Here is a 22,182-nt window from a genome sequence, read left to right as displayed (position 1 = left end):
AAGCATGTGCAGGCACAGTTTTACAAAATCCGTTTCTGCCGGATCACCGGCTCGATGCTGTAAACCTCCCGGAAAAACTCTGCCCGAGAACCGAACAGACCTCTTTCCAATGTAATATCCTCGTTGGTAGTGATTGTCAAAATCAGCTTGTCGTCCTTGCGCACCGCCTTGATATCCCTGCATTTCTGCTTGTGGCTGCGGTCAAGCGCGTTCGCGATCTGCAAAATCGCAGTCAGCTTGACGATCGTTAAGTATTCCTCCCGGTCGATCCCCTCGCTGTTTTCCATGCTGTAGTCGAATTCCAGGTGATTATAGCGCACGATATTGGCGACGATTTCCCGCTCCCGGTGCGACAACCCGATGATCTCCGTCGCCATGATGATCGCATAGGAGCACTCTCCGAGATTGACCATGCTGATATATTTGCCGCAGTCGTGCAGAAGCGTTGCGATCCGAAGCAACAGCCGTTCCCGTCTGCCCATACCATGCACGCGCTTCATGCTGTCAAAAATCGTCAGTGCGATCTGCTCCAGCGTCTCCGCACGGCGCTTGCTGCCCATATAACGCTTGCTGATGCCGCGCGCACAGGTCACGATATCCTGTTCGAAATCATGCACCTGTGCCAGAAGTTTATATTCTTCCGCATATTCGTATACCATGCCGTCGCATAGCGACACGCCCGGTGCCCAAATCATCTTTGCATCCGTCATCAGCGCGACCTGACGGACAATTGCGGATGAAATTCGAAGCAAAGGCACATTTTCTTCCGGTGTATCAAAATAGCGCACGATTTCCATATCCGTATGATCGTGCAAATAATTCATATAAGATGCCATCGAATCCCGGTCCAGATATCCGCTTCCGGCTACTTTACCGAGCTTTCCCAAAATCAGCGCGGAAATATAGTCATCCACTACGATGATATTTTCGATCACGCGATCCTTTAAATACATCTTGCGGAAGACAGAAAGCTGTGCTTCCAGAAGTTCCTCCAGAAGCGGACCGTTCTCAGAGGGGCGCACATTTAAGCGGCTCATTTTTTCCTGCAGCCGCAAAACGCCAAGGCGCATGTTCTGCGTCGCGGAAAGCTTATCCTTATCAAACAGTGACATCTGAATGCTGCCGCCGCCGATATCCAGAACAAGGGTTCCTTTTTCGATGATTTTTTCGAAGCCGCCGCGGCTGGCGATCGATTTATAATCGAGGAAACGCTGTTCCGAGTTGCTCAGCACATCCAGCTTGACTCCGGTACGCTGCATGATCTGATCCAGAACGATCGCCGTATTTTTTGTTTCCCGGATGGCGCTCGTCGCACAGGCGCGGTAGTCATCCACCCGATAGCCTTCCATAATCGAAACAAAATTGCGCAGTACCGCGCACAGTTCGTCCATCACCTCATGGCTCAGCTTTCCGGTCGCAAAGGTACCGCCAAGATCCAGACGATTCCGAATCCAATCCACCTCCCGGATGCCGCTGTTTTTGGTGATCGTATAAATTTTCAGGGACTGCTCATAAGAGCCCACGTTGATTGCTGCAAACGTTTTCATATGCCAGAATAATCCTTTCTGCCGCTTTTCCTGCCGTATACAACAGAATGCACGCTTACTGTCCTAACAGATAATCGATAAACTGCTGCGCCGTCCGTCCGGAAAGTCCGCCGTGGGACAGCTCCCACTGGTTCGCCTTTAACAAAAGCTCGTCTTCGCTCATCGCTACACCATAACGGTCTGCCAGCGTCTGAACGATCTGCTGGAACTGCTTTTTGTCCGGAGAGCCGAAATAAATGCTGACGCCGAAGCGCGACACGAGGGAAAGCTTCTCCTGCACGGTATCGTTGACATGCAGCTCTTCATCCCTGTCCTGTTTGTCCTTAAAGGTCTCCCGGATCAGATGCCGTCTGTTGGAGGTTGCATAGATCAGGACGTTTTCCGGCTTCTTTTCCAGACCGCCCTCGATGACCGCCTTCAGATATTTATATTCGATCTCAAATTCTTCAAAGCTTAAATCATCCATGTAAATAATGAACTTGTAGTTCCGGTTTTTGATCTGCGCGATTACATCGTTTAAATCCTGAAACTGATGTTTGTACACCTCGATGATACGCAGCCCGCTGCCGTAATATTCGTTGGCAATCGCCTTGATACAGGAAGACTTTCCGGTTCCCGCGTCGCCGTAAAGCAGGCAGTTATTCGCCTTTTTGCCGTTGACAAACGCTTCGGTATTGTCCGTCAGCTTCTTTTTCTGGATCTCATAGCCAACCAGGTCGGACAGCTTCACATGCGCGATATTGGTGATCGGCACGATTTCAGCGCGCCCGTCTCTCTTTTCAATCCGGAATGCCTTATGTAGCCCGAACCGTCCCACGCCGTATTCCTGATAAAATTCTGTAAGAGTCTGCTTCATTTCTTCCGGCGTATGGTCCAGACAGAACCGCTGCGCAAGATCGCAGATCCGGTCTCGGATACGGGTATTATATACTTTGCTCTCCTGCGGATTGCCCTCGTAGAAAAGCACGATAGAAAACTCCTCTGCTCCGAGCGCTTTTGCTACCGTTTGCAGATCATAATCATAAAATTCCTTGAAAATCCGGATATCGTGAAGCGCCGCCAGATTCACGCTGCCTTCCACGCTGCCACGGATTTCCGCGCTGCAGCTATAGCTGTTTTCCTTATTTACCAGAAGATTTGCAAGATAGCAGTGCCAGAGATTTCCATAAAAGCCGTATCTGCCCGCCATGTCTAACAGCCGATGCATGCAGTCGTATAAGAGCCCCGCCTTATCCGACAGATTGTAAAAATCGTCCGCATAGTTTTCTGCCAGCCAGACCATGTCTGTCAGCAAATCCCCTTCTTCAAAATCCCGGTAAAGGATCAGCTGTTCCGTTTTCATCTTGTTGTATTCTCCCTTTCCCCTTATCCGGCTGTTTTCAACCGTTTAGTAATTTCCCAGAATCTTCATGTTCGAGGCCTCTTCCCGAAGTCCCCGCAGCGCGTTCTTCACGGCGCTGTCTTCCAGATTTCCCTCAAAATCCAGGAAGAACCGGTATTCCCACGTCCGTCCCTCGATCGGACGGCTCTCGATCTTTGTCAGATTTAAATGATTGTAAATAAAATGCGACAGCATATGGTACAGCGAGCCGCTCTCGTGCGGTACTTCAAAGCAGATGCTGATTTTCTTTGCATTCTTCTTAAAAATCTTCTGGTTCGTCACGATGATAAACCGGGTTGAATTGTTGGAAACGTTGTTGACCGGCTTCTGTAATACCTCCAGCCCGTAAACCTTCCCGGCATACTCACTGGCGATTGCTGCCTGGGTTTTTAAACGATCTTCTGCAACCTTCCGCGCTGCAAACGCATTATTCGGCATGGAAATCTGCTGCCAGGAATGCCCGCCTAAAAAGCGCGAGCTCTGCATCAGCGACTGCGGATGGGAATATACGGTCTGAATGTCGGAAATCTTCGTCCCCGGAACACCCAGCAGGCAATGCTTGATTTTTAAAATCTGCTCACCGACGATATAGTTTTCAAATTCTACCAGAAGATCGTAAATCTCGCTAACGATCCCTGCCGTCGAATTTTCAATTGGAAGAACCGCAAACTCCGCGCTTCCCTCTTCGATCGCGCTCATTGCGTCCCGGAAGCTGCCCACATGGATGCTGTCGATGCGTTCCCCGAAAAAGCGCATCATCGCAGCCTGGGAATATGCGCCCTCTGCGCCCTGAAATACGACTCTCGCCTTTTTGGTATCCAGATTTTCGACCGGGATAAAGGGCAGCCTGCCGGTGCGTCCATGGCTTTCCAGCATCTGGTACTGGAGCTTTCGGCTCATCGCCATGATCTGTTCAAACAGCTCCGTCACACCCTGACTGTTAAAATCATTATGGGTCAGGGAGCGTACCCGCGCCAGCTTTTCTTCCTCTCTGGTTTTGTCAAATACTTTTTTTCCATTTTCGATCTTATATTCTGCCACCTGACTGCAGATTTCCATGCGCTGCTCGTACAGCTGCACCAGCTGGCTGTCAATCCGGTCTATTTCATTCCTGAGCGTAGACAAATCCATGAACGCTTCCTCCATCTGTATTTTTTACTCTTAATCTTAGCACAGTTTGCATGGAATTTGAAGTTTTGCACATACTATTTCCATGAAAAAATTGTGTAAAGATTTTTTAAAATGCGGCACCCTCGGCTGGTGCCTCGAAATCCTTGTATCTGGTGCAGAAGCGCTGCGCCGTCAGGACAAAACGCTGACCTGCCATACTTCTTTATGGATGTTTCCGATCTACGGCTGCGCCTGTCTGATCGGCCCCGTCTACCGGATTTTAAAGCATTTGCCAAAAACCGTGCGCGGGCTGATCTATATGACCGGCATCTTTTCCGTCGAGTACGCCACCGGGCGTTTTCTGGATAAAAAAGGCCAATGCCCCTGGAGCTACCAGAAAAGCCCCTGGAACATCAGCCATGTGATTCGCCTCGACTTCGCGCCGGCGTGGTTTTTAATCGGACTACTGTTTGAAAAAGCGGTCGCTGCAAACGATTCGCGGACGTGACAGCACAGGGCGGTTCGATCCCCCAGCAGACACCGGCAGCTGTTGCAGCAAAAAAGAATCCTGCGAAGCAGGATTCTCCGCCTGCGGCGGGTCGCGTAAGCGACATTCTACCATTCCGCCGCAGTGCGATCCGCGCGGAGCGTTTTTGTGTCATAGGACGAAGTTTCCTATGACACAAAAAAACTGCACCGAAGACCGGATCGTTTGCATCCACAGCAGCCGCGGCTGCTAAAGCTGTCGTGGCTGCCATAGCTTTCCGTCTGTGCTCAGCCCTTTTTGCGCTCATATTTAAGGAAATGATAGGTCAGGTCGAAGTAATACTGCTCGTCACTGTCGGCTGTTATCTCCCAGTCCGGATCCTCGTCCAGATTCGGGAACCACGCATCCGCTTCATAGGCATGGTCAATTTTAGTCACATGCGCGGTATCACAGTATGGCAGCAGCTGCTCGTATACGCTGCTTCCGCCGATGACATAAACCTCCTTCGTGTCATATCCCTTGACCGCCTCCAGAAGCTCTTCGACGGAATGCACAACCTGCGCATCCTTCTGCTGATATGCCTCGTTGCGGGACAGGATAATATTATCCCGGTTTTTGAGCGGCTGTCCGCCCGGAAATGTATCCATCGTCTTTCTCCCGAGCACGACAACCTTTCCGGTCGTCTCCTGTCGGAACATCTTATGATCTGCCGGAATCCGCACCAGCAGCTCCCCTTTATTGCCAATCGCCCAATTTTTATCCACTGCTACAATCAGATTCATGCGTATTCTCCTTTTATCGTCAAATTGCGATCGGGATGTCATTGATCTGCTCCCCGGTCACATAATCGTCTGCGCGCACGTCGTTTCTTGTGAACTGATAAAAATCCTTGATCTCCGGATTTAACCAGAATTTCGGTGCCGGATAGGGCGTCCGCGAAATCAGTTCTTTGATAATCGGCACATGGCGGTCATAGATATGCGCATCCGCAATGACATGCACCAGCTCGCCGACCTCCATATCGCACACCTGTGCCAGCATATGCAAAAGTACAGAATACTGCACCACATTCCAGTTATTCGCCGCCAGAACGTCCTGAGAACGCTGATTTAAAACTGCATTTAAAGTCAGTTTATCGTGTCCTATCTTCTGCGTCACATTAAAGGTCATGCTGTAGGCACAGGGATACAGGTTCATTTCATGCAAATCCTGATGCACATAAATATTCGTCAGGATTCTTCTCGAAAACGGATTGTTTTTCAGATCGTAAATCACGCGGTCCACCTGATCAAACAAGCCCTCTTTATACAGATGCTTTACACCAAGCTGATAGCCGTAAGCCTTGCCGATGCTGCCGTCTTCATCCGCCCATTCGTCCCAGATATGGCTGTGTAAATCATGGATATTATTGGATTTCTGCTGCCAGATCCACAAAATCTCGTCCGTCGCGCTCTTTAAAGCGGTGCGGCGAAGCGTCAGGAGCGGAAATTCCTTCGATAAGTCGTAGCGGTTGACTACGCCGAACTTTTTGATCGTATAGGCGCTGGTTCCATCCGGCCAGTGCGGGCGTACCTTTTCACCCTCCGTGCTCGTTCCATTTTCCAGAATATCCCGGCACATATTGATAAAGATTTCATCTGCCATGCTCATATGCTTATCCTTGATTCCTCCTGATTTTAATTCCATTTATCGCAAAGCGAATTGATCTGGTCTGCAAATTTCGCCAGATCCTTATTTGCCATTCCTTTGCAGTGCCCAATCAACGCCATCAGGCGCTGTCCTGCAGCCACAAGACGGTTGTATGCGCTGCTCTGCCCGCCGGATGCTGCAGCGGTCTTCTTTTTCACAGCGACAGGCTCTGTAATCTTTTCAAACGTCTCCGTCGTCAGATTAAAGACCGTTCCGCTGTAGGGTGCAAACGCATCGATCCCGTGTTCATCCTTTAAGCAGTCCGCAAACGACATCGTAACGAGATCCTCACCGTGCACAATAAACACTTTTTTCGGCTTTGTTTCAAAGCCCTCGATCCAGTCGATTAAACCGTTTTTGTCCGCATGTCCGGATATTCCGGTTAACACCCTGATCTGTGCGTTTACATCCACCGTCTCTCCGAACAGTCTCATTTCTTTCACTCCGTCTACCAGTGCCCGTCCCGGCGTTCCGACCGACTGATAGCCAACAAACAGAATCGTACACTCCGGTCTCCAGAGGTTGTGCTTTAAATGATGGCGCACGCGCCCGGCATCGCACATGCCGGAAGCGGAAATGATGACCTTCGGCGTTTCATCGAAATTGATCGCCTTGGATTCGTCGCTCGTGATCGCAAGGCGCAGCCCCGGAAACGTGATGGGATTGATGCCCTGTCTGACAAGCTCCATCGCCTCTTCGTCAAAGCAGGTCCGCTCGTTTTGTTTGAAAATGCCGGTTGCCTCCACCGCAAGCGGACTGTCCACATAGACCGGAAAATCCGCATGATTGGAAACCAGTCCATCTGCCTTGATTTTGCGGATAAAATACAGCATTTCCTGTGTGCGCCCAACCGCAAACGACGGAATGACCACATTTCCACCCTTATCCAGCGTCTCCTGGATGATCTGAGTCAGCTCTCTGACATAATCCGGGCGCGTACTGCCGTGCAAGCGGTCGCCATAGGTCGACTCCATCACGACATAATCTGCCGTTTTTGTATATTCCGGATCTTTTATCAGCGGCTGGTTTTTGTTGCCGATATCCCCTGAAAAAACAAGTTTTCTGCTGCAGCCCTCTTCTTTGAGCCATACCTCGATGCTGGCGGATCCAAGCAGATGCCCGACGTCTGTAAACCGGATCGTCACGTTATCGTTTATTTCCAATTCTTTCCCATACGGGCATGGTACGATACAGTTGATGGTGCCGATCGCATCCTCCATCGTATACAACGGCTCCTCCACTTCGATTCCGGCATGGCGTTTTGCCTTCCTGCTCTTCCACTCCGCCTCCTGCTGCTGAATGTGGGCGCAGTCCCGGAGCATAATGCTGCATAAGTCCGCGGTCGCTTCCGTTGTATAAATCTTGCCGCGGAAGCCGTGTGCGTACAAAAGCGGCAGCATGCCGGAATGATCGATATGGGCATGCGTTAAAAACACAAAATTGATCTGGGATTCCGGAACCGGCAACGGGCAGTTTTCAAACCGGTTGACGCCCTGTTCCATTCCGTAATCGACCAGCATATAACTGTCTCCTGCCTGCAGGTAATGACAGCTTCCTGTCACTTCATGATTCGCACCGATAAACTGCAGCTTCATACACCATTGCCCCCTTTTTTTTATTTCAATTCGTTCGCCATCCGGTAGAATTGGTCATATATGCCATGCTTTTCCAGAAGCTCTTCATGATTGCCTTCTTCCACGATGCCGTCATGGGTCAGCACCAAAATACGATCGGAATTTCGGATAGAAGAAAGCCTGTGTGCGATGGTCAGCGTCGTGCGCCCTTCAGACAGCCTGCCAAGGGATTTTGCTACCTCGTATTCGCTCTCGTTATCCAGCGCACTGGTCGCCTCATCCAAAATAATGATCGGCGGGTTCTTTAAAAAGACACGGGCGATGCTGATTCTCTGCTTCTGTCCGCCGGAAAGCTTTACGCCCCGCTCGCCCACGTAGGTGTCGTAGCCATCCTTCAACTCTGTGATAAACTCATGCGCGCCCGCACGTTTTGCAGCTTCCATCACTTCTTCACGTGTCGCATCCGGTCTTCCGTAAACGATATTGTCATAGATCGTGCCCGAGAACAGATAAACATCCTGCTGCACGATGCCGATATTATGGCGCAGGCTCTTTAACGTAAAATGTTTGATCGATTTTCCGTCAATTGTGATCTTGCCACCCGTCACATCATAAAAACGCGGGATCAGATTGCACAGCGTTGTTTTTCCGCCGCCGGAAGGTCCTACCAGTGCTACCTTTTCTCCCGGATGAATTGTCAGGTTTAAGTTTTTGAACACCTGATTGTGATCATCCGGATATTCAAAGCTCACATTGTGGAATGCGATTTCGCCCTTCGGCTCTCCCATTTCCACAGCGTCTGCCTCATCGAAAATTTCGATGTCCGCATCCATGATCTGCAAAAACCGTTCAATTCCTGTCATGCCGCGCTGGAACTGTTCCGCAAACTCGATAATCCTGCGGATCGTCGCAATCAGCGTCGTCACATACAAAAGAAACGCCACCAGGTCGCCTGCCGCGACCCATCCCTTTATCATAAATATGCTGCCGAAAAGCAAAACAGACACATACATTGCGCCATCAAAAGCGTGGGTTGTCGCATTAAAGACCGCCATCAGATGATAGGAATCTCGTTTGATGTCAAAGAACTGTCTGTTGTCTGTCTCAAACTTGTTCGTCTCCATCTGTTCATTTGTAAATGCCTTTACAACCTTCTGCCCCAGCAGGCTGTCCTCAATGCGGGCGTTTAATTCACCAATCTGGTTTCTCTGTCTGCGAAATACATCGCGCATTTTAAAATTCAGATGCATGCACACTGCAACCATGATCGGAACAATCAGGAAAATAATCAGCGTCAGAAGCACATTGATCCGCATCAGGATGATAAATGCGATCACGAGCTTAACCCCGGCAATAAAGAATTCTTCCGGGCAGTGATGCGCAAATTCGGTCACATCAAACAGATCGTTCGTAATCCGTCCCATGATCTGTCCGACCTTGGTATTATTATAATAGGTATTCGACAGCTGATGCAGATGCTGATACGCGTCCCGGCGCATGTCTGTTTCGATTTTCGCGCCCATGATATGTCCGACGCCCGCCATATAATAAGTGGCAACGCAGTCCACTATGCGCAGCGCCAGATAAATCGCAACCACGCCCAGAATTGTCTGAACCGAAAGCTCTGCCAGATGATACAATCCCTGATTGGTAATGTAACGCATAATCATCGGCAACACCAGCTCGCACAGTGTCGTCAGCCCGGCGCAGAATAAATCCAGCACCAGTGTTTTCCAGTATGGTTTAAAATATGGCTGAAAGCGCCGGAATAGCTCTTTTGTTGTATATTGCCTGTCTTTCATGGCAATTTTCTCCCCTCATCACTCGTATTTTACAGACGGACTATACCATCCGTTTTTTTTAGTATAACACAAAAACAGCTCTCATGTAAACGGCAGGTGAAACTGCTTCCCGCTTCGTCACCCCCTGTTTTTCTTCTTCATAAGATAAGAAAAAAGGCAGTGTCTTCCCCGTCTTTTGTAAGGAGACTTCCATGATGGCTTTCTGTTCTTCCTGCTGCCGTGCAGACAACGTTTCCAGCCGCTGCAGCGGTGATTCTCCGGGCTGTTGTACGCAAACCGCCTGCCCTGCTTCCGGCCGTCCGGCCTGCACGCTGCCAACCGCCTGCCGTCCCGGCGCTTCCTGCATATCCAGACAGGACATCGAACGCCTGCTTCTATGGAAGCTCGGGCTTATGAAATGCCAAAGCAACCGGTTTTGCTCCGGTTGGCAAAAGCGCCCAGGCGTGTGCCGTTCCGATTCCTTTTTTCACTGACGCAGCTTTGGCTGCCGGGATGCCTACAGCTGCCAAATACAGTCCGTATCTGCCTATAGCGTCCTTCCGGCGGCGGTATATAACAGGGCATTACAGATTGCCGCCGCTACGTTCGAACCACCCTTTCGTCCACGCGCCACAATATACGGCACCGGATCCTTCAGAATTTCTTCCTTGCTTTCCACTACATTGACAAAGCCCACCGGAACCCCGATGACCAGCACAGGATCCACTTTTTTCTCCAGGATCAGCTCATGCAGGCGAATCAGCGCGGTCGGCGCATTCCCGATCGCAAAAACCCATCTGCCCGGAAGCCTGGCCGCTTCCTCCATACTCACCCACGCGCGGGTCGTCTGTCTTTCTTTCGCAAGCCTTGCCACTTCCGGATCGCTCATAAAACAACGTGCGGTCCCGCCAAAGCTCTCCAGAGTGCTTTTATGGATGCCGGAAAGGGCCATCTGCGTATCTGTCACAATTCCAGCCCCGGCTTTGAATGCTTCCACAGCTTTTGTTACCGCGCCGTCCGAAAAAACAAGGTTGTCTACATAGTCAAAATCCGCCGTCGTATGAATCACCCGTTTGATAACCGGCTCGTTTTCCGGTAAAAGCTTCCGGTCACCCAGCTCCTTCGTAAGGATCTCAAAACTACGTTTTTCAATTTCACCCGGCAGTACATATTGATAGCTCATCTGTCGCCCTCCTGCTTCTCCATCATCCGGTAAATCTGTTCCATATCCAGTGCTTTTCTGACTTCAGCTGCCAGAAGATCATACTGACTTTCCTTAAATGCCGCATAATCCTGTGTCAGCGCCTCTGCACAGATTCCCTTTTTGGAAAGCAGCGCGCTACACAGATTTTTTGTCAGCGACCCGTCTTCAAAAAGTCCGTGCACATAAGTACCGGCAACATTGCCGCAGACTGCGCCGTCTGCCTGCCAGTCCTCCTCTGCTTCTGTGCTTCCGTTTGTCAGCGTCCGGATTCTGGAGAACGGGTTTTTTCCGTTTCCTGTTGTATGTCCCATATGAATTTCATAACCGGAAAATACACTGCCGCAAAGCGCAGCGAACAGTCCGTCTCCTGCGCCCGGGTTTTGAAGAATTTCTCCTGTCACCCGCGTCTGCACCTTTTCTTTTTCAAAAACGGTTCTAACCGGCAAAAGCCCCATTCCATGCAGGCTTCCGCCCTCTTCTTCCCCGCCCGGGTCTTCGATGCTTTCGCCCAGCATCTGATAGCCCCCGCAGATTCCCAGCACCGGCACGTTTGCTGCCGCAAGCTTCAAAATGGCGGCTTCCATACCATTCTGGCGCATCCATTTCAAGTCGCTCATCGTATTTTTGCTTCCGGGTACAATCACCATATCCGGCTGCCCGAACGTTTTTACATCCCCTGCATAACGCAGACTGATTCCGGGCTGCTGCTCCAACGGGTTAAAATCGGTAAAATTCGAAATATGCGGCAGGCGAACCACTGCGATATCCACGCCTGCCCCCGCCTGTACCCGGGACAGACGAGGCGCGAGACTGTCCTCATCATCCAGCTTTGCATAAATCCACGGAATGACACCTGCTACCGGAATTTTCGTCAGCTCCTCCAGCGTTGCAAGTCCGGGTTTTAAAATCTCAACGTCTCCCCGGAACTTGTTGATAATCAGTCCTTTCACCCGTTTTCTTTCTTCCTCTTCCAGCAGGGCAACTGTCCCGTAAAGCTGCGCAAAAACGCCGCCCCGGTCAATATCTCCGGCAAGCAGCACCGGCGCGTCCACCATCTTCGCCATGCCCATGTTGACGATATCGTTTTTCTTTAAATTGATCTCTGCCGGGCTGCCCGCGCCCTCAATCACAATAATGTCATATTCCTCTTCCAGGGATCGGTAAGCTTTCATGATTTCCGGGACAAGCTGCTTTTTATATTTAAAATAAGACGCTGCAGGCATGTTTCCGAGCACATGCCCGTTGACAATAACCTGACTTCCCACATCACTGGTAGGTTTTAACAGAATCGGGTTCATCCTCGCATCCGGTCTGATTTTCGCAGCTTCCGCCTGCATGACCTGCGCGCGCCCCATCTCTGCCCCGTCTTCCGTGATAAAACTGTTGAGCGCCATATTCTGGCTTTTAAACGGTGCAGTCTTAAAACCATCCTGCGTAAAAATACGGCACAGTGCCGCGCAGATCAGGCTCTTTCCGGCACTCGACATCGTGCCCTGAATCATAATATTTTGCTTCATTGTTTTTCCTCATTCCATTTCCGCAAACGCCTTCAGACAATCCCGACGCAATCGGGTTCAAAGCTGCTTTTTTCCCTGACACAAAAAAAGTGCCTCCAGAAACCCACGGTTTTCTTCCTCTGTGCGCACTGCAATCCGGTAGTCCCCGGGCTGCAGGTTATGATAATTGGAGCAATCCCGCATCGGGAATCCTGCTTCTTCCATTCTTTTTCCAAGCGTCGCATCGTGACTGCGAAACAACAGATAATTGGCTTTTCCCTCCCAGACTGTAAATCCTGCCTGCCGCAAACCCTTTACCAGAATCGGACGCTGTTGTTCCACCAGTTTTCTCACCCGGTCTGCATATGCCTGCTCCGAAAGTGCGGCGACTCCGGCTTCCTGTGCCAGAAGCGACACTCCCCACGGCTGTCCGCTTTCCATCAGCTGTTCTTTTCGTTTTGCATCACTGCACACGCAATATCCAAGCCGGACCCCCGCCATCGCATAGAGCTTCGTAAACGCCCTCAGAATCACTAGGTTCGGATACTGTCCAAGATACGGCAAAAGCGTCCGCTCCTTCCGATCCGGTAAAAATTCCAGAAAACACTCATCCAGCACAAGAAGTGCACTGCATTCCCGACAGCGCTCCAGAATTGCTGTCAGCAGGCTGTGTTTTGTGCACTGCCCGGTCGGATTATTCGGTTCACACAGAAAAACAAGATCTGTATCCGGCGTAATCTGTCCCAGAATATCCTCCTGAATCTGAAACTGATCTTCTTCTTTTAGTTCATAAAAATAAATCCTGCTCCCGACAAGTCCTGCCGCCTGCTCATACTCCGCAAATGCCGGAGCTGTCAGCAGCACTTTTTTCGGTTTTTCCGCCTGAAACAGCCGATAAATCAGATCCGCTGCCCCGTTGCCACAGACAATCCATTCTTCCGGACAGGAAAGCTCCTCCGAGAGTTTTTGAATCAGTTTTCTGCATAACGGATCCGGATAACGGTCTATTTTCCCTGCCGCCCGGCAGATCGCCTCCCGGACGCCATCCGGCACGCCCAGCGGACTGACATTTGCAGAAAAATCCCGGATGCTGCGGTTTCCCAGACGCTCCTTTTGTCCTGCCCAGTCTCCGCCATGAATCAGTTCCATTCTTTTCTCCCTCTGCCTGCGCACAGATTACACAGCTTTCTTTTGTGCATTCTTCTGCACCTTCCCCGCAAGCCATCTATATATTCTATAACAATATACACAGTACACATCTGACCGCAAGAAACAACACGAGCGCGATCAGGCTCGCTACGATCATCATCCGGTTAATCCGCATAATATCTGCTGCTTCCACCGGCCGCAGATTTTCTCCAATCGTCGGCTTTTTTACCAGCTTTCCAAAATACCATGCATCCCCTGCAAGCAGGATGTCCAGCGCTCCTGCCGCCACACTTTCTGTCTGGGCGGAATTCGGGCTTGCGTGATTGTAACGGTCGCGCTTCCAGATCTGAAACGCATGCTTTGCGTTCTGCCCGCTCAGACATGCTGCAAACATCATCAAAAAAGCAGAAATCCGCGCCGGAATATAGTTTGCAACGTCATCCAGCTTTGCTGCCGCGCGTCCAAAGTACAGATACCGGTCATTTTTATAGCCGACCATGCTGTCCATCGTATTGATCGCTTTATAGCAAAGTCCCAACGGCGCACCTCCGATCACCAGATAAAAAAGCGGTGCTGCCACACCGTCCGAAAAATTTTCCGCCACCGTCTCAATCGCAGCCTTTGCAACTCCCGCTGCGTCCAGATTCTGCGTATCCCTTCCGACAATTCTTGCCACCGCGCTCCTGGCGCCGGGCAGATCCTGTTCTTCCAGCTTTTTTTTCACCCGCATGCTCTCTGTATACAGTCCCTTCACCGCAAGCGCCTGCCAACACCACAGCGTTTCCAGCAAAAATGCCAGCACGGGATGCACCAGACCTGCCAGATAAATTGCGGCTGCCGCCATCAGAAAGCTTCCAAGCGGCAGAATCGCTGCCAGGGCTGCTCCCGCCATCAGAAGTCCCTTTTGAGTATCCGGAAACCTCCTGCGCAGAAATTTTTCCAGCGCGCTGATTGCTTTTCCCATATAAATAACCGGGTGCGGCATCCAGTCCGGATCCCCCAGGCATAAATCCATGAAAAAGCCGCATAAAACGGCTGCTGCTATTCTCATCTTTTTCCTCTCTTTTCCTGCTGCCTGCGAAACGAAAGCTGCCCCTTTATCCAGAGCCTTTCGTTTTCCCAGACAAGCTTCCAGCCGTCCCCGGCCTGCGTCTGTCCTTCATAATAACTTCTTTTCGGTTCTCCGAATTGTTCTAACAGAGCCATCTGCGTGCCGCCGTGAGCCACAACCGGATAAACTGCCTGCGGTTCTTTCTGCTGCCATTCCTGGGTCAGCTCCAAAAAAGCGCTGCAGACGCGGCTGCAAAAAACTGCTTTGCTCTCCCCGCCCGGACAGACATCCAGGCAGCCGCTCTCCACCCAGCTCCGATAGGCGCTGTCATTTTGCATCTCTTCAAAATTTTTTCCTTCAAAACTGCCGAAATTCATTTCTTCCAGCCCCGGTACAAGGATCTGCTTTGCTCCCGGAAACAGAATCTGCGCCGTTTCCTGTGTCCTGCGTCTGTTCGTCACCCATACTTTGGAAACGGTTTCCGAAGCGCGGATAAGCTCCGCTTTTCCAACACTTCCGAGGGAGGAATCCAGCCACCCGATATAACGGTGCTGCTCATTTTCTGGCGTTTTCCCATGACGGATCAGCCAGATTTCTATCTTCTGCTCCATATTTTCCTCTCATTTCTGCCACACCTTCCCTGTTGCCGGCCGGTCCAGACAGCTGTTATCGAAGGCTTTCCGGCAGGCCGCACCAGACACGAATGACTTTCTGCGCCCGTTTTGCAAGCAGAATCGACAGCCGTCCGGCTGCTTCTCTTGCCTCCCGCTCTGCAGCATCTATCGGCACGACACCACACCCGGTTTCCGTTGCGATGACGACTTCTTTTCTGCAAAGCTGTTCCGCCAGCTTTTCCAGCTCTTCCGGCCGATTTCCGACTTTGGAAGCCAGCTGCTGTGCATCGTAAAGCACCCTGCAGTTATCCTCTGCTTTTGTCGAAAAATCTGCTTCCGTATAGCCGAAAGTTTCCCGGACATACTCCCGTTTTCCGGCTGCATATGGTCCAAAAATATAAATCATGCCTGTTTTTTTCCCTTCTCCTGCAAAAACTACCCTTCGCCAGCGCCATTTACAAGATCGCATCTGCGATGTTTTCTGCCGCACTACAGATACTCTGTCAGTACCACTGCTGCCAGCATGAAAAGTTCGCACATCTGGACAAACCATCCTGCCAGGTCCCCCGACAGACCGCCGAATTTTCCAATCAGCCGGAACCGATAATACAAAAAAGTCCCGATTGCGGCAATGCTTACGCCAATGCCTTTTTTTCCGCAGCAAATACAGCAAAGGACACAAAGGACTGCTGCCAGGACAGCAAGAAACGTTCGCACCTTCTTTTTATCCGCGTACTCTGCAAAAGTATATGCCAGACCACTGTTTTTCGCAAGAGGAAAGCTCGCAACTGCAAGCCCGGAAAGGCTTCTGCTGATACAATAGCCAAACGCCAGCGCCGTCAGATCTGCCTGCATTTGTGCTGCCGTCACTGCAAGAGCAAGCTGGGCGATAAAATAACAGCCCAGCCAGATCGCCGCGAACGCGCCCATATGCGGGTCCTTTAAAATCTGTAGTTTTTTTTCTGTATCCTGATGACTTGCCAGCGCATCTGCCGTATCGCAGAAGCCGTCCAGATGAATGCCTCCGGTCACAAGCACCGGAAGTACACAGATTCCCGCCGCCAGTATCCATTCCGAAAACTCCATCCGCAGGCACACAAAACGCCACAGGCACACCAGCGCACCGATCACTGCGCCGATCAGCGGGAACGCGCACAACGCATAGCGCATACTTTTATTTGTCCATTCTGTCTGCGGCATCGGAATTGCCGAAAACATCGAAAATGCCACGATCACTGTCGAAATCATTGGATTTTTCCTCCCTGCTTATGCCAGATCCAACATCCTGCTGTAATTTCCGCTGCCGCATCCGCCATTTTTGCAATTTCCCGGTTGATTTTTCCGAGGATATCCAGATACCGCACCGTAGACGGATCATAATTTGTCCCGCCCTCGAACACTTCGTTGCTGACAATGATCAGATGCCTGCACTGGTTTTCCAGAGCTTTTACGCCTGCCAGAATTTCTTCGCTGCACCGATCCTCTCCGACGCCCTCCGGCGCGTAGATTTCATTCGCAGTCAGGTTGCTCATACATTCCAGCAAAACGACGCTGTCTTTCGGAACGCGCACCTGTTTTAAACCGGTATAACATTCCACAGTCTGAAAATTTTTCTGTGCGCGCATCCCACGATGTTTTTCAATCCGTGCCAGACATTCGTTGTCCATCGGCTGCATCGTTGCGATGTAAATACGGTTTTCTCCGGCTTCCATCGCGTAATTTTCCGCAAAAGCGCTCTTTCCACTCGCGCTTCCGCCCACAATCAATGTCAGCATATCCTTCCTCTTTTCCGTTTTCTGCTTCCTTACGGCTGGCTGCCCTGCTCTTCATACGCCTCGATCGAAAGCTCTCCGAATGTAGAACCCTGATAGACGCTGCACGCCATATCCAGCATCGGAATCGCGCACAGCGCACCGGTTCCTTCTCCGAGACGCATGCCCGCCGTGATCATCGGTTCCAGACCGATTGCATCCAGAATCATGCATCCGGCCGGTTCCGCAGATACATGAGTTGCCAGCATTGCCTTTTTGGAAGCCGGGCAGATTTTTACCGCCAAAAGTGCCGCCACTGCAGAGATCACACCATCAATCAGCACCGGAACCTGATACAGCGCGCCGCCAAGGTAGAGGCCGACCATTCCTGCAATATCGAACCCGCCAAGCATAGAGAGCACACTGAGCGGATCTTCCGGATCCGGGTGGTGAAGCTTTATCGCTTTTTTTATTGCCTCCAGTTTACGGGAAAGCCCGCTGTCAGACAAGCCTGCACCGCGTCCCGTCACAAGCAGCGGATCACAGCCAAGCAGAACCGAAGCAACCGCGCTGGACGTCGTCGTATTGCCAATTCCCATTTCTCCGGTCACCAAAAGCTTTACCCTATCCTCTTTTGCGCACTTTGCAAGCCCGATTCCCGTTTCGATACAGCGGTACAGCTCTGCCTTTGTCATCGCCGGCTTTTGTGTAATATCCGCCGTCCCGTTGGCGATCCGACAGTTTCGGACTCCAGGATTTCCCGGATAATTTAAAATTCCGAGATCGACCGCCTCTATCTGACAGTTCGCCACCTTTGCCATCCTGCAGGCGCTGCTTTTTCCGGCGGCAAAGCTGTCTGCCATCCGCGCGGTCACTTCGCTTCCGGTCTGTGTGACGTTCTGTGCCACTACGCCGTTATCCGCACACATCAGATACAATCTGCGCACCGACAGATCAATGTCCGCGCTCCCAGTCAGCGCTGCAATCCGAATCAGCGCATCCTCCAAAAGCCCGAGGCTTCCCAGGGGCTTCGCCACACTGTCCCATCGTTGCTTCGCTTCCGACGCTGCCTTTTTGTCCGGCTCCGATATCTGATTCAGCTGATTTGATAACCTTTCCAAATTCACAATGCCTTCTTCCTTTGCTTTTCCTGCCATTTTGCCGCTGCCCTGGCAAACCGTTCTGCCAGCCTTGGCTCTGCCAGAAAATATAAATGCGGAAAGCCTGCATACAGACTGCTTCCTGCTACGCTTCCCTCCCAGGTTTTGTTTCCGACCGGCTTTTTCATTTCAAACGCTGTCCCGTTCTGCGTACAGTCCCAGTAATGAAATTCATGCACCGGAATGCTTTCCCCTTTTTCAAACAGCATGGAATTTTCTTTTGCTGTCATGACCGCGTATCCAAAGCGCTGCAGGCGGTTCGTCCGAAATCCGCTTCCATCCAAAACGCCTGTCATCTCCCAGACCTGTCCGTCAGCGTCTTCCAGTTCCTTTTGCAGATACAGGAAGCCGCCGCATTCCGCAATCGTCGGCATTCCATGACGGACCGCCTCAAAAATTGCATGACGCATCCCACTGTTTTCAGAAAGCTTCCCGGCGTGCAGCTCCGGGTATCCGCCGCCCAGATACAATCCGCAGATGCCTTCCGGCAGCTTTTTATCTTCCATCGGCGAAAATTCCACAAGCTCCAATCCCTGTTGCCGCAGCGCTCTTTTGTTTTCTTCATAATAAAAACAAAACGCTGTGTCCTGTGCAATGCCGATTCGAAGGCACCCTTTATCCGGGGCAGGAAACTGTGGAAAATCCGGACAATCCGGGCTTTTTAACGCTGCTTCGCTTTTTATTGTCTCTGACACGCTGTCCGCTGTCGCTGCGATCCGCAGCACTTGCTCCAGATCAACATGTTGTAAAAAAGCATCTGCCAGCCTGTCCACCTTTTCCGACAGCGCTCCGACCTCCTGCGCTGTCACAAGCCCTAGATGTCTGCTTTCAAAAGAAGCATCCTCCACATAGGGCAAAAAACCAACAACCGGCAGCCCGGTCTGTTCCTCCAGCATCGGTGCAAGCAGCCGCGCCATCCTTTCCGAACAGCCATTGAGCAAAATGCCTGCAAGCTGGTTTCTTTTCCGGAAAGAAAGCATTCCCTGAACTTGTGCGGCAATCGTCAGGCTCGCACCTTTCGGACGCACAACAAGAATTACCGGAGTATTTGTTGCACACGCAACATCCCATGTAGAGTCCCGGTCCGACACGCCGCCCAGACCGTCATAATATCCCATCACGCCCTCCAGCACTGCAATTTTACACCGCTGTTCATAGCAGGCAATCTGGCGCTGCAGTGTTTTTTCATCTGCAAAAAACAGATCCAGATTTTCTCCCGGAATGCCGAGCACACGCTGATGGAACATCGGATCGATATAGTCCGGTCCGCACTTAAACGAAGCCGCAGAGATTCCTTTTTTCTGCAGCGCCCGCAGGCACGCACAGGTAACGGCCGTCTTCCCGCTTCCGCTGGACAGACCTGCAAATAAAATCCTATTCATCTGCACATCCTCCGGCACTGATTATAAAGATCGGATTATTGGCGCAAAGCATATGACCTTTTCCTGCCTTTTTCGACCGCGAAACCTGAAGCTGCATGATTTCTGCCGGCTTTAAGGTAAACGCTTCCAGACTTTCACATGCCTGCAGTGCTGTTTCCAGCAAAATCGCGGTCACAACGATCCGGACGGACGGATTTTTTTCAAAAAGGATGGATAAAATTTCCGGCAGATTCCCCTTCGTCCCGCCAATAAACACAGCGTCCGGCGCAGGAAGGGAGTCTAATGCCTGCGGCGCTTTTCCAAAAACCACATGCAAATTCCCGCAGCCAAACCGCTCCCGGTTCTTCCCAATCAATTCTACTGCTTTTTCCTCACACTCAATCGCATACACGTCTGCCTGTCCTGCCATCAGCGAAAGTTCGACAGAAACAGAACCGGTTCCTGCACCGACATCATAAAGGACTTTCGCGCCTGCCGCCCCGAGCTTTGCAAGCGCAGCTGCACGCACCTCCTGTTTTGTCATTGGAACCTCTCCCCGGACAAACCAGTCATCCAAAAGTCCGGGACCATGTGTTTTTGCACGCTCCCGCCAGCAAGATCCCGTAACAGAATTCTCAGAATCCTTTTTCGCAGATACCGTATCGTTTCCGATATCGTCTGCCGTTTTCTCCCGCTTCACCACCAGCACCGCCAGTGGCGCAAATATCTTTTCTGCTATTTCCCGAACTGTTCCGGACACAATCCGTTCTTCCGGATAGGAAAGCTTTTCTCCGACATACGCCCGGCACCCGCCAAATCCCGCCTGCATCAGCTGTCTGCAAAGTTCCTGCGCCGTATTGTCCGGTCCGGTCAAAAAAAATACTTCCGGATTTTCTGTAACTGCCGCAACAGGATCACAGGCTCTTCCGTGGGCACTCACCACTTTCCAGTCCTGCCACGGCAGCTGCAGTTTCGCAGCCAAATAGGACATACTTCCGATCCCGGGCAGAATGGAGAGCTCTCCGTCCCAGTATTTTCCAAGCCCGGTACAAAGGCTGTAACAGCCGGTGTCCCCGGTACAGACCACGCAGGGAAAGCTGCTGTCAGAACCATACACTGCATCACAGACCGCCTGGGCGGAAACCGCTAATTTCCGATTCTTCGAGCATCCCTCCGGAAGTGTTTCAAGCAGGCGCCCTGCCCCGACAATCAGGTCTGCTTTGCGTAACGCTTCCAACGCTTCCAGTGTCAGGCAGGACTGGCTGCCGGGTCCCATTCCAACGACTGTCAGTTTTCTCATTCCACAGCACCTCCTTTTGCATACAGGCTCTCCAGTACAAGGTTCCAGGCTTCTTCTACAGAATACCCTTCTTCCTGCGTCGGTCTGCCAATCACGACAAGCGCAGCCTTCTGCAGACGCGCAGCCTCCTGTTTTTCCAGAAAGCCACCTTTTTTGCCGCCATCCTTCGTCACGAGGATGCCGATATGGTACTGCTCCATCAGCGCAATATTTAACGCAGTTGTGAAGGGTCCCTGCAGCGCAAGAATGTGGCTGTGCGGAATCTGAGCCTTTTCGCACAGATCAAGCGCTTCTTTGGAGGGAAGCACCCGCACATAGAGCCGCTCTTTTTCCACGCCTTCAAATGCCGCAAGCTCCTTGCTGCCCGTCGTCAGCAGGACATTTCCAGAAAGCGTCTGCAACAGTCCTGCCGCTTCCTTTGCATCCTGCACCCAGTAACAGTCACTGCCGACCTTTGAAGCTCTCCGGCAAACCCGAAGCAGACGGATTTGCTCCTGCTGCGCTGCCTGACGGATATTTTCGCTCACCTCTGCCGCATAGGGATGGGTCGCATCAATCACAAGATCATAGCCCTTTTCCATCTCCTGCTCCATCTGTGTCCGATTCATCCGCCCTGCCAGAATCGTTGCCTGCGGCAGATCCTGCAGCAGTTCCTCTCCATATGGAGTTGCTACACTGACTTTGAAAATGACTGGAAGAGTCAACAGACGTTGTGCCAGCTCTCTGCCCTCCGTTGTTCCGCCAAACAGCAGGATTCTGAGCTTTTCCTTTCCGCCTGCCCGATTGACCGCCACCCGCTTTTCATAGCCGCGCTTTGTTACCAACAGACCGTTTTGGAAGCTTGTCCTGCTGCTGCCGATAAAGACCGTCGTAAACATATCCACCTGCTCTTTGGTAAGCTCCTGCAGCGTACAGGTTTTCTTCTCTTCATCCTGTCTTCCGATCATCCGCACCCAGCCACAGGGCGTATCCGGTGCATAATACTCGGATACAATCCGGCACGCCCAGCTTAAATAGTCCGCCCGCTTTTTGCTCGACGGATTGTACAGACAAATGGAAAAATCTCCCGCTGCCGCCGCACGGAGCCGCTTCTCGATCACGTCCTTTGGCGTCAGAAGGTCGGACAGGGAAATCACGGCAAAATCGTTCATCAGCGGTGCGCCCAGCCGAGCTGCCCCGGAAAGCGCCGCTGTCACGCCCGCAACGATCACAACCTCCGTCTCCGGATACTTTTCTGCCAACGACAGTACAAGCCCTGCCATTCCGTACACGCCTGCATCCCCGCTGCAGATCATTGCCGTCGTTTTTCCGTCCTGCGCTGCCAAAAGCGCCATATGACAGCGTTCGACTTCTTTTGTCATACCGCTGACCAGATATTCCTTCTCCGGATAATCTTCCCGGATTAAATCCGCATAGGCGGTATAGCCGCAGATTACTTCTGACTGTTCCAGCGCTTTTTTTGCCTCCAGCGTCATACCATCCCTGCCGCCAGGCCCAAGCCCTACTACAAAAAGACGTTTCATCGTT

General features: G+C 51.5%; 21 protein-coding genes. 1 reads left to right on the top strand and 20 read right to left on the bottom strand.

The window, feature by feature from the left end:
• Nucleotides 1–20: 20 nt before the first annotated feature.
• From ACLTOQ_RS09625 to pheA, 3 genes are read right to left on the bottom strand one after another with little or no spacing between them, the layout of a single operon-like run.
• Nucleotides 21–1,547, bottom strand: a complete 1,527-nt coding sequence (locus ACLTOQ_RS09625; protein ID WP_337561239.1) for an HD domain-containing protein — start codon at nt 1,545–1,547, stop codon at nt 21–23.
• Nucleotides 1,548–1,602: 55 nt separating this feature from the next.
• Nucleotides 1,603–2,889 carry an ATP-binding protein gene (locus ACLTOQ_RS09620; protein ID WP_337561240.1) on the bottom strand — a complete coding sequence of 429 codons (1,287 nt, stop codon included), beginning with the start codon at nt 2,887–2,889 and terminating at the stop codon, nt 1,603–1,605.
• A 45-nt stretch (nt 2,890–2,934) separates the two neighbouring features.
• Nucleotides 2,935–4,059 carry a prephenate dehydratase gene (pheA, locus tag ACLTOQ_RS09615; protein ID WP_412271992.1) on the bottom strand — a complete coding sequence of 375 codons (1,125 nt, stop codon included), beginning with the start codon at nt 4,057–4,059 and terminating at the stop codon, nt 2,935–2,937.
• 82 nt (nt 4,060–4,141) lie between these two features.
• On the opposite strand from pheA, the gene ACLTOQ_RS09610 reads away from it, so the two are divergent.
• On the top strand, nt 4,142–4,546 hold the full coding sequence (locus ACLTOQ_RS09610; protein ID WP_337672743.1) for a putative ABC transporter permease: 405 nt from the start codon (nt 4,142–4,144) through the stop codon (nt 4,544–4,546).
• Nucleotides 4,547–4,812: 266 nt separating this feature from the next.
• On the opposite strand, the gene ACLTOQ_RS09605 is transcribed toward ACLTOQ_RS09610, so the two are convergent.
• From ACLTOQ_RS09605 to cobJ, 17 genes are all read right to left on the bottom strand, one after another.
• Nucleotides 4,813–5,307 (bottom strand): dihydrofolate reductase, encoded by a 495-nt coding sequence (locus ACLTOQ_RS09605; RefSeq protein WP_021916044.1) that lies wholly within the window; start codon nt 5,305–5,307, stop codon nt 4,813–4,815.
• Between the two features lie 19 nt (nt 5,308–5,326).
• Complete coding sequence (gene thyA / locus ACLTOQ_RS09600) at nt 5,327–6,175, bottom strand: thymidylate synthase (protein ID WP_337622626.1); 849 nt, start codon at nt 6,173–6,175, stop codon at nt 5,327–5,329.
• A 26-nt stretch (nt 6,176–6,201) separates the two neighbouring features.
• Nucleotides 6,202–7,809 carry an MBL fold metallo-hydrolase RNA specificity domain-containing protein gene (locus ACLTOQ_RS09595; protein WP_412271989.1) on the bottom strand — a complete coding sequence of 536 codons (1,608 nt, stop codon included), beginning with the start codon at nt 7,807–7,809 and terminating at the stop codon, nt 6,202–6,204.
• A gap of 20 nt (nt 7,810–7,829) precedes the next feature.
• On the bottom strand, nt 7,830–9,590 hold the full coding sequence (locus tag ACLTOQ_RS09590; RefSeq protein WP_412271987.1) for an ABC transporter ATP-binding protein: 1,761 nt from the start codon (nt 9,588–9,590) through the stop codon (nt 7,830–7,832).
• A 58-nt stretch (nt 9,591–9,648) separates the two neighbouring features.
• Entirely contained in the window at nt 9,649–9,951 is a 303-nt protein-coding gene (locus ACLTOQ_RS09585) for a hypothetical protein (protein WP_337561248.1), read from the bottom strand.
• A gap of 165 nt (nt 9,952–10,116) precedes the next feature.
• Nucleotides 10,117–10,752, bottom strand: coding sequence for a precorrin-8X methylmutase (locus tag ACLTOQ_RS09580; RefSeq protein WP_021916049.1), 636 nt, complete (start codon nt 10,750–10,752; stop codon nt 10,117–10,119).
• The gene (locus tag ACLTOQ_RS09575) at nt 10,749–12,290 is read right to left on the bottom strand and encodes a cobyric acid synthase (RefSeq protein WP_412271985.1); all 1,542 of its coding nucleotides are present in this window, start codon (nt 12,288–12,290) and stop codon (nt 10,749–10,751) included. The genes ACLTOQ_RS09580 and ACLTOQ_RS09575 overlap by 4 nt, the downstream gene beginning before the upstream one ends.
• A gap of 57 nt (nt 12,291–12,347) precedes the next feature.
• Nucleotides 12,348–13,418, bottom strand: coding sequence for a histidinol-phosphate transaminase (locus ACLTOQ_RS09570; protein WP_337754532.1), 1,071 nt, complete (start codon nt 13,416–13,418; stop codon nt 12,348–12,350).
• Between the two features lie 85 nt (nt 13,419–13,503).
• Complete coding sequence (cbiB, locus tag ACLTOQ_RS09565) at nt 13,504–14,469, bottom strand: adenosylcobinamide-phosphate synthase CbiB (protein WP_337754531.1); 966 nt, start codon at nt 14,467–14,469, stop codon at nt 13,504–13,506.
• Nucleotides 14,466–15,080, bottom strand: a complete 615-nt coding sequence (locus ACLTOQ_RS09560; RefSeq protein WP_337754530.1) for a histidine phosphatase family protein — start codon at nt 15,078–15,080, stop codon at nt 14,466–14,468. Before ACLTOQ_RS09560 ends, cbiB begins: the two co-directional genes overlap by 4 nt.
• A 55-nt stretch (nt 15,081–15,135) precedes the next feature.
• The gene (locus ACLTOQ_RS09555; protein WP_021916054.1) at nt 15,136–15,489 is read right to left on the bottom strand and encodes a bifunctional adenosylcobinamide kinase/adenosylcobinamide-phosphate guanylyltransferase; all 354 of its coding nucleotides are present in this window, start codon (nt 15,487–15,489) and stop codon (nt 15,136–15,138) included.
• Nucleotides 15,490–15,572: 83 nt separating this feature from the next.
• Nucleotides 15,573–16,331, bottom strand: coding sequence for an adenosylcobinamide-GDP ribazoletransferase (locus ACLTOQ_RS09550; RefSeq protein ID WP_021916055.1), 759 nt, complete (start codon nt 16,329–16,331; stop codon nt 15,573–15,575).
• Entirely contained in the window at nt 16,328–16,858 is a 531-nt protein-coding gene (locus ACLTOQ_RS09545) for a bifunctional adenosylcobinamide kinase/adenosylcobinamide-phosphate guanylyltransferase (RefSeq protein WP_021916056.1), read from the bottom strand. The genes ACLTOQ_RS09550 and ACLTOQ_RS09545 overlap by 4 nt, the downstream gene beginning before the upstream one ends.
• A gap of 29 nt (nt 16,859–16,887) precedes the next feature.
• Complete coding sequence (gene cobT / locus ACLTOQ_RS09540; protein ID WP_412319319.1) at nt 16,888–17,991, bottom strand: nicotinate-nucleotide--dimethylbenzimidazole phosphoribosyltransferase; 1,104 nt, start codon at nt 17,989–17,991, stop codon at nt 16,888–16,890.
• Nucleotides 17,958–19,376, bottom strand: a complete 1,419-nt coding sequence (locus ACLTOQ_RS09535) for a cobyrinate a,c-diamide synthase (RefSeq protein ID WP_337426546.1) — start codon at nt 19,374–19,376, stop codon at nt 17,958–17,960. The genes cobT and ACLTOQ_RS09535 overlap by 34 nt, the downstream gene beginning before the upstream one ends.
• Nucleotides 19,369–20,655 carry a precorrin-6y C5,15-methyltransferase (decarboxylating) subunit CbiE gene (gene cbiE, locus ACLTOQ_RS09530; RefSeq protein WP_337426547.1) on the bottom strand — a complete coding sequence of 429 codons (1,287 nt, stop codon included), beginning with the start codon at nt 20,653–20,655 and terminating at the stop codon, nt 19,369–19,371. Before cbiE ends, ACLTOQ_RS09535 begins: the two co-directional genes overlap by 8 nt.
• Nucleotides 20,652–22,178, bottom strand: a complete 1,527-nt coding sequence (gene cobJ, locus ACLTOQ_RS09525) for a precorrin-3B C(17)-methyltransferase (protein WP_337426549.1) — start codon at nt 22,176–22,178, stop codon at nt 20,652–20,654. The genes cbiE and cobJ overlap by 4 nt, the downstream gene beginning before the upstream one ends.
• Nucleotides 22,179–22,182 lie beyond the last annotated feature (4 nt).

The organism is Gallintestinimicrobium sp. (assembly GCF_046968865.1).
Taxonomy (GTDB): domain Bacteria; phylum Bacillota; class Clostridia; order Lachnospirales; family Lachnospiraceae; genus Gallintestinimicrobium; species Gallintestinimicrobium propionicum.
Note: the sequence above shows the minus strand (reverse complement) of the source record. Positions and strands in the feature narration are given on the sequence as shown.